This is a genomic window from Wolbachia endosymbiont (group A) of Trypoxylon clavicerum (genome assembly GCF_947251665.1).
Classification (GTDB): domain Bacteria; phylum Pseudomonadota; class Alphaproteobacteria; order Rickettsiales; family Anaplasmataceae; genus Wolbachia; species Wolbachia pipientis.
In genome coordinates, this window is sequence record NZ_OX366374.1 from 734,911 (window position 1) to 749,709 (window position 14,799).

Sequence of the window (14,799 nt, forward strand, 5' to 3'; positions counted from 1 at the left end):
CTGGGATGACAAGAGAGAAGGTATAGGAAAGACAGGAAGAAGATATTGGATGATAAGAGAGCAGTTTGCTATTTTTTGCTATCGCTTTTTTTATCATTATTACTAACCACAGTAATGGCATACGCGCATAACTCTGAGAAAGAGACTCCATTTTCTTGAGATAGTTTATATAATTTTTGTAGACTTTCTTTTACTTTATTAGGAATATTCCCTCCACGTTCTTTTACAAGCCAGGAATCTTGATGATGAATTGGATGAGCATCACTTTTTGGATTTCCTATGTATATTGCAAAAGGTGAACTTTGTCCTTTGAAGTCACATTGTACAGTAAATTTTTTTATAGATTCGGCCATTTAAAGACCTCTACTTTTCTTTTTGGTCGATTTTATAGCAGGTGGAAGAGGCGGTTTCTTTATAAAATCTTGTCTATTGATAACACTTTCTCTACCTTCCAAAGCTCGGCGAACATCAGCTCTGCTTAATTGCGACTCTTTTGCTACCTTCATTCCATGCTTTGCCATAATATTAGCATATGCTAGTACTTTTTTTACCAATGCTAGATCACCATCTAGCATTTGAACTAGCACTTGAAACACTTCCGCTAAAGTTAGCCTATCAGCATTTATAACCTTGTTTTCTATAAAATTGACAGCTTCTTCAAATTTGTATTCAATACTATCATCTTGAGGTATAAGGGCAACATAATCGGTGTTTTTGTCGTCCATAACTGAAGCACTATTACTCACAAACTTAAGTTTATACTATATATATAAATACTCTACTATTTTATATTATGGCACGCTATAGTTAAACATTTATTAATAACATGCTCACTTATATACACGAATTAATTGACAAAAGTCAAGGATCAATATCCATCAGTGATTTCATGAATGCCGTTTTGTACCATGAAAAATACGGCTATTATACAAGTAAATTACCGCTTGGTAAGGATGGTGATTTTACTACCGCACCTGAGATCAGCCAATTATTTGGTGAAGTAATTGCAGTTTGGATAATGCATACATGGGAAAAATTAGGAAAGCCATCAAAATTTTCTCTAGTTGAACTTGGGCCAGGCAAAGGAACACTCATTCACGATATAATAAGAGTCACTAAAAAATACAGCAGCTTTTTTAATTCAATGTTGATCCACTTAGTTGAAATAAGCCCTACTTTACGGAAGATACAAAAGGAAAAATTAAAAGGCTTAGATGTTAATTGGCACAAAAATATTGACGACCTACCAGAACAACCAACCATTTTTTTAGCAAATGAGTTCTTTGACGCTCTTCCGATAGATCAGTTTGTATATCATAATGAGGGGTGGTATGAAAATATGGTGACAAAACAAGATGATGGCAGTCTCTTGGTGTCATGCCAGTGCGTGACACTGGAATCCAGAAAAAAAGAATCATGGATTCCAGTGTCAGCTACTCAGATGACAAATGGAAAATTTTTTAATGGTGCAGTGGTGGAAATATGTTCAGTTGGGGTTGAAATATTAAAAAAACTTGAGAAGAAGATATATAATAATAAAGGAGCTGCTTTGATTGTAGATTACGGTTATGTATACCCCGCATATAAGAGCACTTTGCAATCGATAAAACAACATAAGTATGCTAATTTTCTTGAGAATGTTGGTAATAGTGATATTACCGCACTTGTGAACTTTCAAGCATTAAAAGATTCATTAAAACACGTAGATTGCGAGATTTTAACTCAAAGAGAATTTTTATATCTTTTTGGCATAAAAGAAAGAACCCAGGCTTTAATGAAAAACGCAAGTGATGAACAAAAGAATAGGATCTTTAGTGAATTCTTAAGGTTGACTGAAAATATGGGCACTCTTTTTAAAGCAATGCTATTGATATAGCTAACCCAAGAAAGGTTTCCCTACATCATACCGCCGCAGCGCTAACGAGTAGCGGAATGACGAATTTGTTGTTTTTCAAATTGTAAGTAAACCTAAGCCACTTTAACTATAGCATAGCTAAAGTAATTTATGTTATTGGGTAAGTTAAAAATATGATATAAATGAGATAGGAGGGAGCTACTCATTATAGGAATAGAGTTGTGCACGACCCACAACTGTACGAACATTTGTTTGCGAAGAAATGTTATAGCTGGTTTTGCCTCAAACACAAAGATGTCATACGAGTAGCTGACTACTTGGATCCAGCCTTTCCATCCAAGACGGCAGTGCCCAGACACTGGAATAACAGCAGTCCTACGTCATACCGCAATTCATTCGCGGTATCTCTAGGCTCTGTGGACAAAATTTTAGAGAAGCCATACAAGAGCTCCAACAAAATTGAGAAAACCAATAAAAACCTCAGCAGTTTTATCAAATCTGGAAAAAATGCGCCTAAAATTTTTAATTTTACCAAAAAAACACTCAATCAAATGACGTTCTTTGTAGATATGCTCATCGTAATACCTTTGCACTTTTCGATTCCGTTTTGGCGGAATAACTACTGTACATCCCTTGTCTTCAAGACTTGTAACAAAGGCATTGCTATCGTAGCCCTTGTCAGCTACTACAGTAGAGTTATAGATACTTTCGGTCAACACTTGTGCCTGCGTAATTTCATTTCTTTGACCAGGAGTCAGAGTAAATTTAAGTGGATTTCCAAGTGCATCGACAAGCGCATGTATTTTAGTTGTAAAGCCACCTTTGCTCCTCCCTAAAGCTTCTTGATCCTTGGAGTTTTTTGTATATCCAGATGAACATGGATGGGCTCGGATGATCGTACCGTCGATTATAGCAACTTCTAAATCAGGCTCTTGTTTAGTATATTCAAGCAATTTTTTCCAGACATCTCTTTCACACCATCTTTTAAATCGCTTATGTATACTCCTGTAATTACCATAAGTTTTTGGTAAAAGTCTCCATTGGCAACCACTTCGCACTATGTACCACACTGCCTCTATGAATATTCTTAAACGTTTTTCATCTTTGCTGTGCATTCCTTTTACGCTTTTTATGAACTCTAAAATTTGTTTCCAATTTTCCTCTTTGATGTAATATTGCATATGGTAGTTTCTCCATTTTTTACCTATTAGGCTAAACTACCATCTTTTTCTCTCTTTTCATATTTTTTGTCCACAGAGCCTAAGGAAACGATTTGAATATGTGCGTATTTTTTACCTGGTGATAACTCTTCAGCATTCTGGTATATAGATTCTATTTGCTGAGGGTCAAGCATCATTGCATGACGTTTTGAGCGTGTTGGGTTTGCTTGTGTTTCGGATGACGACATGTCCTTAATATCTTGTTTTTTATTCTCACCATCAGCAACCATACCATCACTTGATTTCCTTTTTTGAGGAAGTGATGATAATAACTCTTCAGTGTTCTGATATATGGGCTCTTTTTTCCTAAGATTTTCGTTTTTGTTATCATTAAGCGCCTTATCATGTAACTTTGTGAATTGACTAAAATTATCTTGTATTATCTGCTGAACGTCTATTGGTTTACTTCCTTCAACAGTAATCCCACTTTCTCTTTCCTCACTACTCACACTATAGCCTTGCTTTTTGATTGCTTCCATTACTTGTTTTTTAAAAGCATCTTGAACATTATGTATCGCTTTTTTTGATCTAACACCATCTTCATTCAGAAGAAGCCTAATTCCTTTCATTTCTTCTTTTAAGGAGATGGTGCTTTTATTAGCTGTAGCATATAGTGATTCTTCTTCCCTTAAATTTTCATAAATTGGTTCTTGTACCAAGTTAGCATTGACAAACTCCTGTACTCTTTCTAGGCTCTGTGGACAAAATTTTAGAGAAGCCATACAAGAGCTCCAATAAAATTGAGAAAACCAATAAAAACCTCAGCAGTTTTATCAAATCTGGAAAAAATGCGCCTAAAATTTTTAATTTTACCAAAAAAACACTCAATCAAATGACGTTCTTTGTAGATATGCTCATCGTAATACCTTTGCACTTTTCGATTCCGTTTTGGCGGAATAACTACTGTACATCCCTTGTCTTCAAGACTTGTAACAAAGGCATTGCTATCGTAGCCCTTGTCAGCTACTACAGTAGAGTTATAGATACTTTCGGTCAACACTTGTGCCTGCGTAATTTCATTTCTTTGACCAGGAGTCAGAGTAAATTTAAGTGGATTTCCAAGTGCATAGACAAGCGCATGTATTTTAGTTGTAAAGCCACCTTTGCTCCTCCCTAAAGCTTCTTGATCCTTGGAGTTTTTTGTATATCCAGATGAACATGGATGGGCTCGGATGATCGTACCGTCGATTATAGCAACTTCTAAATCAGGCTCTTGTTTAGTATATTCAAGCAATTTTTTCCAGACATCTCTTTCACACCATCTTTTAAATCGCTTATGTATACTCCTGTAATTACCATAAGTTTTTGATAAAAGTCTCCATTGGCAACCACTTCGCACTATGTACCACACTGCCTCTATGAATATTCTTAAACGTTTTTCATCTTTGCTGTGCATTCCTTTTACGCTTTTTATGAACTCTAAAATTTGTTTCCAATTTTCCTCTTTGATGTAATATTGCATATGGTAGTTTCTCCATTTTTTACCTATTAGGCTAAACTACCATCTTTTTCTCTCTTTTCATATTTTTTGTCCACAGAGCCTAGATCTTTTGCTATTTTTGTACTTGCTTGACCTGTTTCTTTAACCAGCTTAACAGCTTCTAATTTGAATTCTGCTGTATATTCTCTTCTATTTGTCATATTTTGAAAAAACGTTTTATTTTACTCCAAAAACGTCTTAACTTTCTCTCTACTTTTTCTGGGTAAGGTCAAATTTGATGACACCTTTTTGTTCATTAACTGCAGTAACAAATTCAAGTTTTCCGATATCAATGCCAATAAAATTTTGATAAGATGTAACCATAAAAAACCTCGAGAGTTTAAGTTAAAATTTAAGATTGTAAACGGGTGCATATATATGTCCCAAGCAACTATTCAAACGTCTCGAAGAATAGACCTTGATATCTACGTATGTTATAATACTACCGTCTTACGGTCGCTCAAGCCTGCGATAATCACATTTTTATAGAGTTATCTTCCTTCTTGCTTCTTTTATATCACATTTCCAACTTACAACCGTCATAAAGGAACCAGTGTCAGCTACTTGGATGACGGGAGAAGGCGCTACTTGGATGACAGATAGTAGTGCGAAAGTCTCTTACAACTTACTTTTAATTAGTCTAACCCATGCGTGCCAATCCCTCTCACCAAGATTGCTTTCAAAAGATAGGAGATCCTTTACAGCTTTTGAGCAAATTTCTTCACTTGGAATTGATAACTCCTTATTCATTGCTAACGTTAAACATTGAGTTTTGCACGCTTGTTCTAAATGATACGTGTAAAACATTGCTTCTTGTATAGTCCGACCACACGTTATAGATCCATGATTACGCATTAACATGACAAAATTTTCTTTCAGATCAGCTATTAACCTCTTTCCTTCTGTATCGCTAAGTGCTAGGGAATTATAATTATGGTAAGAGATTTTATTGTAAAAGTGCAGTGCCCATTGACTTATAGGAAGCAGCCCATCTTTGAGAGAAGAAACCGCTACAATAGAAGGTGTATGCAAGTGAAAAATTGCTTGAATATCTTTCCTTGCTTGATAAACAAAACCATGAATTATATAGCCAGTTCTATTATATTGATATTCTTTGCCTTCAACTACATCTCCATCAAATGATACTTTCATTAACGAACGTTCATCTACTTCATCAAAACGCATACCAAACGGATAAATATAAAACGACTTTTGATCTTCAGAACGCACTGAAAGGTGAGTATATGTATGATCATCGAACTTAAGGTAGGACAAAATCTGATAGGCATAGACTAGATCCCTTTTTACTCTGCTCTTTGTTAACAACACAATCCTCTGTTAGAATCTTCTGAAGGTTTATACGCGAAAAGAGACTTGTAGTAAACTAATAAGTCTATGCCACTCTGTCTTGCTTTCTGAATACCAAACACTTTTGTGTTGTAGCTTGCTTAAAAATAGTTATCGTTATTATAGAGTTTATATACAGAATTTATGTTTTTAAATTACATAATATCTTAACTACAAAAATAATTTTCTATATAATATTTCATATGTTTTAAAGCTTCATTTTTATGTTATTATAAATGTAAGTTTCAAGATTGAAAATAATATGGTAAATATTAACACAAAAAAACAGCCAGCAGGATTTTTCATATCTCTCTCTGGTCTTTCGGGAAGTGGTAAACTTTCCACAGCAATAGAATTATCTAATATGATAAACGCATTAATTGTAAATAGTAAGTTCTATAACAATGTTCAAGCTTGCTCTATATACGATGGTGTCTTTGAACGTGATCAAATACCTAAAGAAGTTCAAGATAGAATATATGGCATTATGCAAATTATGCTTCAGGTAATAGAAAATTATCCGATTCACTCAAAAAATTACATATTTATTGATGAGTTGATGGAAAATAATGATCAGAACATGAGGATGTATGATTCAATAGTAAGGCTTAGTAAAAAAATGAACACAGAAATCCTTCCTGTGGTACTTAGGTGTGATCTACCGACATTACAAAAGCGTATTGCATTAAAAAGGCAAAGAAAAAATAGGAAGGTGATTAATGTAAATAGCATGATAGAGCAATGTAGGATTAACAATTTATTTACACCACCGAGTGCTATAGAGATAGAAAATTCAGATATGAGTATAAAAGAAGTAGCTCAAGAGATAGTAAACCAGATGCACAAGCTTAGCCAAATTAGCATGTACGCAAAAGAATAGTTTATAATGATTTCATATACTGAGGCTCATTTAAATATAGAGCTTCAACTTCTTTTAATTTTTGCTTGTTCTTCAGTCTATAATGAACTAATAGTCCTGCATGGCTAGCATTTAAATTGCAATCCATATGTGTACTGCTTGTAGCGTGACCAGGGTCACGTACTGCAGTTGGACCAGATAGCGGCAATAAATTGAAATCAAATAACTGCGTATAAAACCCTTGAGCATTTTTGATTATAGCTCTGATATTTTTTTTGCTATTTGCACAAAGCAAAGATATTGCGTAGGCTTGAACTTCCAGCGCACTAACTCCGTATAACGGCTTATTTGTAGCAAGATTTATACCTTGTGCAGCTGATATACCAACTCTAATTCCAGTGAAACTTCCTGGTCCAACTACTACCGCCAAATGATCTATTTTATCATAATTATAGTTGTGCTTATCAAACAAAGTACTTAGTATTTGAAAAAATGATTCTGCATGACGATTGCTGGTGAAATTGCGCTCTACAAAACAGTTACCATCATAATCAACTATTGCTATTGAACTACCAATACCTACAGTATCAATCGCTAAAATAGACATTACTTAAGCTTATCATAGAGTTTTGAAAATATCATAGTAAAGGCACCATTACCCATAACATTTGCTGAAGTGATTATTGGATCAAACACTATATACAATGCTGTGATTAACGAAAGCATTTCTGGAGAAAATTTGAGGTATTTCTCAAGAATAGGTAGCATTACCATAATTCCTCCTGCCGGCACTGCAACGATAGCAAACTTAAATAACAAAAAATAGAGAAGGAAAGTTACATAGTCTGTTGTGCACAATGAATAACCGGAGGCAATTATCATTGATAATATTATGATAAAAAAGCAATCACCTACTAAATGAAAGCTAGCAGTTATTGGCACAACAGACGATGCTATGTCAGGTTGCTTTACATTTTTTTTGCTTCCTTCAAGACTAAGAGGCATAGTTGCATTACTAGACATTGTGCTTATCGCAGTAATAAATGCCGGTATCATATTGCCTATACTAGCTATCCAGCTTGTGATCTTGAATGAATTTGCTGCTCCATATAAGAGGAAAACATAAAGGTAGGTTGCAGATGCTATAATAATGAAAATTATTGAGTAATCCTTAAATATTATAGATAAAACTTGATCATGCTGCATTTTTAAAGCAAGCCCAAGTACAAATATTGGAATAATCGGCGTCAAAAACGTCTTCAAAATAAAGAGAGTTAAATCTAACATTTTGTTCGAAAGCTCTTTGCTTTTCTTGGGTAGCAGTGTGGACACTACTATGCTGGACACAAATCCACAGGCAAGGGCATAAAAATTAGAAAGCAATGCAGGCAGCCTAAACGACCATGAGGGAACAATTGTTTCTTCATACGTTATATCTTGTATTGAATGAGTGTTTTGTATGATAAAATGCCCAACAGAATAAGCTATTAAACTTGAAGCCAGATTTGACAAGAAGATCATTATAATAAGTAACAATATGAACTTTATAGCTGACTGCTTAAGATTGTTAACACTGCTAAAGATTAACGCAAAAATAATAAAAGGCATTATAAATAGCAAAACCTCTTTTATACTCAGGCTCGTTGAGTACAAGAAGGTTTTTGCTTCCATTGGAACTAAATGACCAAAGAATGCAACTGAAGTGATGACCGTGAGTAAGATTAATAGTTGTAGCACGTTCTTATATACCAATGTCCTATGGACATATATATGGTAAGTTAGTTGTTAAGTAAAGCAAAACTGTCTAAACTGCACAGCAAATGGTGTAATGAAAGTAGCTGACACTGGAATGACAAAGAAGAGTGAAATTAGCACTCACTTATTATTCGTGTCGTTTTCAGTAAAAGCCTCCTCCCATGTGCCTTGAGTTGCTGCACGGCTATACTCTGTTACTCTATTTTCAAAGAAATTCGTATGTTCCACGCCATTTAGTATTTCATCAAGCCACGGAATAGGATTATCATTAACATCATATATGGACTCAAGACCTAATTGCATTAACCGTCTGTTTGCTACGTAGCGTATGTAATTGCGCACTTCTTCTGCAGATAGTCCTTCAACGTCTCCGAAATTAAAAGCAAGCTTTATAAACTCATCCTCAAGCTCAACAATAGTGCGGCATGCAGAATATAATTCCTCTTTAAACTCATCGTTCCAAATTTCATTATTCTCTTTAATAAATGTATTAAATAACATAATAATTGAATTGGTGTGCAAAGTTTCATCACGGGCTGACCAGGCGATTATCTGCCCCATTCCTTTCATTTTTCCAAAGCGTTGGAAATTGAGCAAAATTGCAAACGATGCGAATAACTGCAACCCCTCGGTAAATGCACCAAACACTGCTAGGGTTTTAGCTACATGTTTTTTATCATGTTTTTTGCTTTCCTCAAATTCTAGCATATACTCATACTTCTTTCTCATAGCATCATACTTTAAGAATGCTTGATACTCGCTTTCTGGCATGCCAATTGTGTCTAAAAGATAAGAATAAGCTGCAATGTGTATAGTTTCCATATTGGAAAAGCTTGCAAGCATCATGCATATTTCTGTTGGCTTAAATATATTTGAATAATGCCTCATGTAGCAGTTATTTACTTCAATGTCTGCCTGAGTAAAGAATCTAAAAATCTGAGTTAGTAGATTTTTCTCTACGTTTGAAAGTTTAGTTTTCCAATCCTTTACGTCATCAGCAAGCGGAACTTCCTCAGGTATCCAATGGATTCTTTGTTGCTGCAGCCACGCATCATACGCCCAAGGGTAATTAAAAGGTTTGTATATTGGATCTGCTTCTAACAATGACATAAGACACCTATTATTTTCTAAAGTAAATATTATATTAAGTGATATTGAGAATCAGTCAATTTAACTTTTTTGAAATTTGACGGCAGATAATTTATTAGTGTATTATAGCTTCAAGTAATTTATCAACAGAGATGCGAGTATTAATATCTTTTATTTTATTATTTACAGTGAGCTGCACTCACACTATTCACAATCACGGAGCTCCTGGCATTAGTGTTGAATTATGGAGCAAGATAAAAGTAGGTGACGATAAAGAAAAAGTGGTTCACACTTTAGGATCACCAACATTAGTATCAAAGTTCGATGACAATGTTTGGTACTATGTCTCATATAAAATTAAACAAGCCAACTTTTTAGGAAAAAGGAAGTATAGTAGTAAGTCTCTGCAAATTTCATTCGACCAGGACGGTAAAGTTGAAGATACAAAAGAAACTGACATCTTAGAGAGATCTTTGGCTGTTTCTGATTGAAAGTTTGCTAACTATAGAGTTTTTCTCACTCTTCTTTGCATCCAAGAACCGTATAACGTCATCCCAGTGCCCAGACACTGGAATCCAGGAAATTTAATTGCAAGTAATGCATTGGGTTTGGTGAGTATGGGTTTTGCGTTATAGAATGAAGCACTTTTGATGAATTTGTAAAGAAAACTGGATCCCAGTGTCTGGGCACTGGGATGACACCCTACTTAGCCGTCATACCGCGATTCATTCGCGGTATCTCAGCCGCTAACAAGAGATCCCGCTAACAAGCAGCGGTATGACGAATTATTTAACCGTCATACCGCCGTGGTATCTCTTAGCCGCTAACACGTAGCGGGATAACGGTTATCAGGGTGTCATCCAAGCAACCTCCTTCTCCCGTCATCCAAGTAGCTCCCCCTATGGTGTCATTCCAGTGCTTGACACTGGAATCCAGGAAACTTAATTGCAAGTAATGCATTGGGTTTGGTAAGTATGGGTTTTGCGTTATAGAATGAAGCACTTTTGGTGAATTTGTAAAGAAAACTGGATCCCAGTGTCAAGCACTGGGATGACACCATTTGTTGTAAACTCACTTTTACTCTATGGTTATACTACCTTGCTGCTATCCTGAACGGGTACAGTGGGCTTATTAAATTATAGAATTACTTTAGCTATAGAATAAAGTCTAGTGTTACTTCACGCCAAATGTGGTGGTGCTGAGTAGGCAAGCCGGTCAATGGGCTACATTTATATACTGCACGCATTGCATTATCTGCTATCGACCTGAAAAGTGGATTATTTCGATAGGAATCACTGTCTGCTACATCCGCCATAATTATCTCGCCTTGACTGGATAACAATAAGTTAATTTTTATATTAAAATTTTCTTTGTAAGCTATGCTTTCAGGAATGCTCCAGCATTTTGTGAGCTTGTCTCTTATAGAGTTAATAATTTCTGTTACAACTAATTCATCCTTTTTGCTCTCAACGCTTTTTTCGTTTCCTATTTCATTTTTTGCCCCTCTAACATCCCTTCTTAGTTTTTTCTCTACACTTTTTTTTCTTTTTGGAATTGGAATGAATTCTTTACCCTCGTTAATAATGACTTCTTCTTGCATTTCGATAATTTGCCTCGGTTGTGCTACAACAGTGTGCTCAACTATTTCTTTTTTCCTTTGTGGTATAGGAACAGCTAACGTATCATTCGTTTGGGCTTTTGTTGAAGATAACGAAAAAAGCAAAAAACAACATAAAGACAAAAAAAGAATATAATTAGAATAGAAAAAACGCATATGTTAAGCAGCTTGTTTTACTGGTTTAAAGCTAATATTGCACGTAAAGTCAATATATTTTAGTTGATGGACGAGTTTGAAGTCAATAAGGAATCCCTTCAAAGCTGAAGGCAAGCGGAAGATTGTCTTCTCGACAGACAAAGGAATTGTATAATGGATTAAAAGGAACCGTATGACAAAAATTATAGCAAAAGAATATACAGAATTTTTAGAGCAGTTGAAGGATCATATTGCAACAAACCGTTATAAGGCAGCACTTGCAGTAAATAGTAAGCTTATTTTGCTTTACCACCATATTGGTACAGAGATCCTAAAACGCCAAAAAGAACATACCTGGGGAGCTAAGGTAATTGATCAACTAAGTAAGGATTTGAGAAGTACATTTCCAGAAATGAAAGGCTTTAGCACGAGAAATCTGAAGTATATGCGTAAGTTTGCCGAAGAATATCCTGATGTTGAATTTGTGCAGGAGCCTCTTGCACAATTAACTTGGTATCACAATATCACTCTTTTGGAAAAAATAGAAAGTCATGAAATAAGATTATTTTATGTAAAAAAAGCTATTGAACATGGCTGGTCACGTAACATTATGGTGATGCAGATAGAACTTGGACTACATAAACGTCAAGGAAAAGCAATAACTAATTTTAAAGAAAAATTACCATCTCCACAATCCGATCTAGGCTCTGTGGACAAAAAATATGAAAAGAGAGAAAAAGATGGTAGTTTAGCCTAATAGGTAAAAAATGGAGAAACTACCATATGCAATATTACATCAAAGAGGAAAATTGGAAACAAATTTTAGAGTTCATAAAAAGCGTAAAAGGAATGCACAGCAAAGATGAAAAACGTTTAAGAATATTCATAGAGGCAGTGTGGTACATAGTGCGAAGTGGTTGCCAATGGAGACTTTTACCAAAAACTTATGGTAATTACAGGAGTATACATAAGCGATTTAAAAGATGGTGTGAAAGAGATGTCTGGAAAAAATTGCTTGAATATACTAAACAAGAGCCTGATTTAGAAGTTGCTATAATCGACGGTACGATCATTCGAGCCCATCCATGTTCATCTGGATATACAAAAAACTCCAAGGATCAAGAAGCTTTAGGGAGGAGCAAAGGTGGCTTTACAACTAAAATACATGCGCTTGTCGATGCACTTGGAAATCCACTTAAATTTACTCTGACTCCTGGTCAAAGAAATGAAATTACGCAGGCACAAGTGTTGACCGAAAGTATCTATAACTCTACTGTAGTAGCTGACAAGGGCTACGATAGCAATGCCTTTGTTACAAGTCTTGAAGACAAGGGATGTACAGTAGTTATTCCGCCAAAACGGAATCGAAAAGTGCAAAGGTATTACGATGAGCATATCTACAAAGAACGTCATTTGATTGAGTGTTTTTTTGGTAAAATTAAAAATTTTAGGCGCATTTTTTCCAGATTTGATAAAACTGCTGAGGTTTTTATTGGTTTTCTCAATTTTGTTGGAGCTCTTGTATGGCTTCTCTAAAATTTTGTCCACAGAGCCTAGGATCCAGAAAAGTTTGCTTGTGAACAAGCAAACTAGCATGGAAAGTGGTTACAACGTTTTCGATGAAATTATATGGAAAACTGGATTCCAGTGTCAAGCACTGGAATGACAAGGTATAAACCTTATCGTCATGCTGCCGCGAACCGTCATACCGCGATTCATTCGCGGTATCTCAGCATAGATTCCGCTAACGAGTAGCGGAATGACGGTTGTCGGTAAACTTAAGCCACTTTAGCTATAGCCAGTAACCACTCTATTTCTACCACTGTTTTTTGCTTTATATAAATATCTGTCAGCACGTACTATAAATTTTTTAATATCATCAAAGTCAGATCCTTGCATTTCTGCAATTCCAATGCTCACAGTTACATTATGGGTTGTATTTTTATCCGCAAGTACAAAAGGTTCTTTAGCAATAATTTTTCGTATTCTCTCCGCAATAGTATACGCATCTGATACATTGGTATCTGGCATTACAACAACAAACTCCTCACCACCAAACCTAGCTAGTAAATCTGTCACTCTGATATTTTCAGAAATTCTTTTCTGTATTTGCTTTAAAAGTTCATCTCCAGCACTATGCCCAAAACTGTCATTCACTATCTTAAAATAGTCTATATCAAGTATCATAAGAGACAACCTTCTATCCTTTTCCACAGAGTCCTTAACAATGTTTCTTAAGTGTGCATCAAAATATCTTCTATTATAGCAGTTAGTTAATGGGTCCTTTATAGACATTTCCGCATTATTAAATAAATTCATTCTCAAGGCATCTTGATATCTTTTGCGTTTTACTTGCGAATTAACCCTTGCTATTAGCTCACCCTCATCCAAAGGTACTGTTAAATAATCATTAGCACCTACATCAAGTGCTTTTACTAAATTGTTTTTATCATAATCCTCAGAAAGAATCAGAATTGGTGTATAACGTGTTTCCACCTTACTACGAAACTCAGAACACAAACGCAAGCCGTCAGTTTTTGAAAATTGCATATCAGAAATGATCAGGTCATAACCATTCTCAATACCAACCTTCAATGCTTCTATTGGATCACTCAGTATTTTAATTGACCTAAAGCGTTGCTTTAATATATTATATATCTGCTCTGCTTGATGAACATCCTCATCTATAACAAGTATGTTAGCATCAAAAATCTGATTGGAATAATCCATAATACTGTTTCCTGCGACTCCACAAATCTCAGCGTTAGTTTCTCCTCTCAAACGCAATTCATCGATAATCATTTTTAAGCGCGTGAGAGACTTAATTCGTGCAGATAAAGCAGTTTCGTTTATTGGTTTAGTCAGAAAATCATCCGCGCCAGCATTAATACCTTGCACTCTATCATGAGTATCATGCAGCGCAGTTACCATAATTATTGGAATATGGGTTGTCAAGGGATCACTCTTTAGCTCCTTACAAACTTCAAAGCCATTCATCTTTGGCATCATGATATCAAGTAATATAATATCAGGCTGCTGCTTTGCTACTAAATCTATAGCTTCTTCACCATCATGAGCTACGATAACCGTATAGTACTCTGCTTTTAGTCGAGCTTCTAAAAGCTTGACATTAGATAGTACATCATCTACTACCAGAATCTTCGCTGTCATTATCTTTAGATGTATTATCTATATCGTAAGTAGGATAAAGCTTACCATTTTTACCAACTATGTAATTTACTTTCTCAGTATTACACTCTTTATATAAGTCTTCAACTCCTGCGTCTTTCAATAACCTCCTAGCTTTTGATTTTATAATCATAAGATACTTATACACATTCCTAATAAGATCAATAAATACAGGTACCTTATTTTTATCAAGAACAATTATGCTCACTAAAGCTACAACTAAAATTTCTGAAAGACCTATATTGAACATTT

The 14,799-nt window shown here is 35.2% G+C and carries 18 protein-coding genes and 1 pseudogene; 5 read left to right on the forward strand and 14 right to left on the reverse strand.

The window, feature by feature from the left end; genetic code table 11:
• Positions 1-68: 68 nt before the first annotated feature.
• Both OPR60_RS03775 and OPR60_RS03780 read right to left on the reverse strand, forming a co-directional pair.
• Entirely contained in the window at positions 69-353 is a 285-nt protein-coding gene (locus tag OPR60_RS03775) for a DUF2610 domain-containing protein (RefSeq protein WP_064125056.1), read from the reverse strand.
• Positions 354-725, reverse strand: a complete 372-nt coding sequence (locus OPR60_RS03780) for a hypothetical protein (protein WP_406829701.1) — start codon at positions 723-725, stop codon at positions 354-356.
• 101 nt (positions 726-826) lie between these two features.
• Here OPR60_RS03780 and OPR60_RS03785 point away from each other — a divergent pair, with 101 nt between their 5' ends.
• Complete coding sequence (locus tag OPR60_RS03785) at positions 827-1,876, forward strand: class I SAM-dependent methyltransferase (RefSeq protein ID WP_265040060.1); 1,050 nt, start codon at positions 827-829, stop codon at positions 1,874-1,876.
• A 407-nt stretch (positions 1,877-2,283) separates the two neighbouring features.
• Here OPR60_RS03785 and OPR60_RS03790 read toward each other — a convergent pair whose 3' ends face one another.
• The 6 genes and pseudogenes from OPR60_RS03790 to OPR60_RS03815 all read right to left on the reverse strand — a co-directional run bounded on the left by OPR60_RS03790 (position 2,284) and on the right by OPR60_RS03815 (position 5,884).
• Positions 2,284-3,036: an IS5 family transposase gene (locus OPR60_RS03790; protein WP_265039632.1), complete on the reverse strand. Its 753-nt coding sequence runs from the start codon at positions 3,034-3,036 to the stop codon at positions 2,284-2,286.
• Positions 3,037-3,062: 26 nt separating this feature from the next.
• Positions 3,063-3,797 (reverse strand): hypothetical protein, encoded by a 735-nt coding sequence (locus OPR60_RS03795; RefSeq protein ID WP_265040032.1) that lies wholly within the window; start codon positions 3,795-3,797, stop codon positions 3,063-3,065.
• Complete coding sequence (locus OPR60_RS03800) at positions 3,785-4,537, reverse strand: IS5 family transposase (protein WP_265040033.1); 753 nt, start codon at positions 4,535-4,537, stop codon at positions 3,785-3,787. Before OPR60_RS03800 ends, OPR60_RS03795 begins: the two co-directional genes overlap by 13 nt.
• A gap of 26 nt (positions 4,538-4,563) precedes the next feature.
• Positions 4,564-4,716, reverse strand: coding sequence for a transposase (locus tag OPR60_RS03805; RefSeq protein ID WP_264703868.1), 153 nt, complete (start codon positions 4,714-4,716; stop codon positions 4,564-4,566).
• Between the two features lie 67 nt (positions 4,717-4,783).
• Positions 4,784-4,879 (reverse strand): annotated as a pseudogene (locus OPR60_RS03810) (IS110 family transposase); the annotation flags it as partial.
• A gap of 294 nt (positions 4,880-5,173) precedes the next feature.
• Complete coding sequence (locus OPR60_RS03815; protein WP_065094941.1) at positions 5,174-5,884, reverse strand: class II aldolase/adducin family protein; 711 nt, start codon at positions 5,882-5,884, stop codon at positions 5,174-5,176.
• 280 nt (positions 5,885-6,164) lie between these two features.
• On the opposite strand from OPR60_RS03815, the gene OPR60_RS03820 reads away from it, so the two are divergent.
• On the forward strand, positions 6,165-6,782 hold the full coding sequence (locus tag OPR60_RS03820; RefSeq protein WP_065094942.1) for a DEAD/DEAH box helicase family protein: 618 nt from the start codon (positions 6,165-6,167) through the stop codon (positions 6,780-6,782).
• 1 nt (position 6,783) lies between these two features.
• Here OPR60_RS03820 and tsaB read toward each other — a convergent pair whose 3' ends face one another.
• The 3 genes from tsaB to OPR60_RS03835 form a co-directional block, all read right to left on the reverse strand.
• Complete coding sequence (gene tsaB, locus OPR60_RS03825) at positions 6,784-7,368, reverse strand: tRNA (adenosine(37)-N6)-threonylcarbamoyltransferase complex dimerization subunit type 1 TsaB (RefSeq protein ID WP_065094943.1); 585 nt, start codon at positions 7,366-7,368, stop codon at positions 6,784-6,786.
• The gene (locus OPR60_RS03830; RefSeq protein ID WP_265040061.1) at positions 7,368-8,498 is read right to left on the reverse strand and encodes a dicarboxylate/amino acid:cation symporter; all 1,131 of its coding nucleotides are present in this window, start codon (positions 8,496-8,498) and stop codon (positions 7,368-7,370) included. Before OPR60_RS03830 ends, tsaB begins: the two co-directional genes overlap by 1 nt.
• A 138-nt stretch (positions 8,499-8,636) precedes the next feature.
• Positions 8,637-9,626: a ribonucleotide-diphosphate reductase subunit beta gene (locus tag OPR60_RS03835; protein WP_065094944.1), complete on the reverse strand. Its 990-nt coding sequence runs from the start codon at positions 9,624-9,626 to the stop codon at positions 8,637-8,639.
• Positions 9,627-9,757: 131 nt separating this feature from the next.
• Here OPR60_RS03835 and OPR60_RS03840 point away from each other — a divergent pair, with 131 nt between their 5' ends.
• On the forward strand, positions 9,758-10,096 hold the full coding sequence (locus OPR60_RS03840; protein WP_006279908.1) for an outer membrane protein assembly factor BamE: 339 nt from the start codon (positions 9,758-9,760) through the stop codon (positions 10,094-10,096).
• A 662-nt stretch (positions 10,097-10,758) separates the two neighbouring features.
• On the opposite strand, the gene OPR60_RS03845 is transcribed toward OPR60_RS03840, so the two are convergent.
• On the reverse strand, positions 10,759-11,379 hold the full coding sequence (locus OPR60_RS03845; RefSeq protein ID WP_022626225.1) for a hypothetical protein: 621 nt from the start codon (positions 11,377-11,379) through the stop codon (positions 10,759-10,761).
• Positions 11,380-11,551: 172 nt separating this feature from the next.
• Between OPR60_RS03845 and OPR60_RS03850 the strand changes: the two genes are divergently transcribed.
• Both OPR60_RS03850 and OPR60_RS03855 read left to right on the forward strand, forming a co-directional pair.
• On the forward strand, positions 11,552-12,115 hold the full coding sequence (locus OPR60_RS03850; protein ID WP_265040062.1) for a DUF1016 N-terminal domain-containing protein: 564 nt from the start codon (positions 11,552-11,554) through the stop codon (positions 12,113-12,115).
• Between the two features lie 26 nt (positions 12,116-12,141).
• Positions 12,142-12,894: an IS5 family transposase gene (locus tag OPR60_RS03855; protein WP_265039632.1), complete on the forward strand. Its 753-nt coding sequence runs from the start codon at positions 12,142-12,144 to the stop codon at positions 12,892-12,894.
• A gap of 252 nt (positions 12,895-13,146) precedes the next feature.
• Here the strand turns inward: OPR60_RS03855 and OPR60_RS03860 are convergent, their stop codons facing one another.
• Positions 13,147-14,529 (reverse strand): PleD family two-component system response regulator, encoded by a 1,383-nt coding sequence (locus OPR60_RS03860; protein ID WP_265040063.1) that lies wholly within the window; start codon positions 14,527-14,529, stop codon positions 13,147-13,149.
• Positions 14,501-14,797 (reverse strand): Sec-independent protein translocase subunit TatB, encoded by a 297-nt coding sequence (tatB, locus tag OPR60_RS03865; RefSeq protein ID WP_065094878.1) that lies wholly within the window; start codon positions 14,795-14,797, stop codon positions 14,501-14,503. The genes OPR60_RS03860 and tatB overlap by 29 nt, the downstream gene beginning before the upstream one ends.
• Between the last annotated feature and the right edge of the window lie 2 nt (positions 14,798-14,799).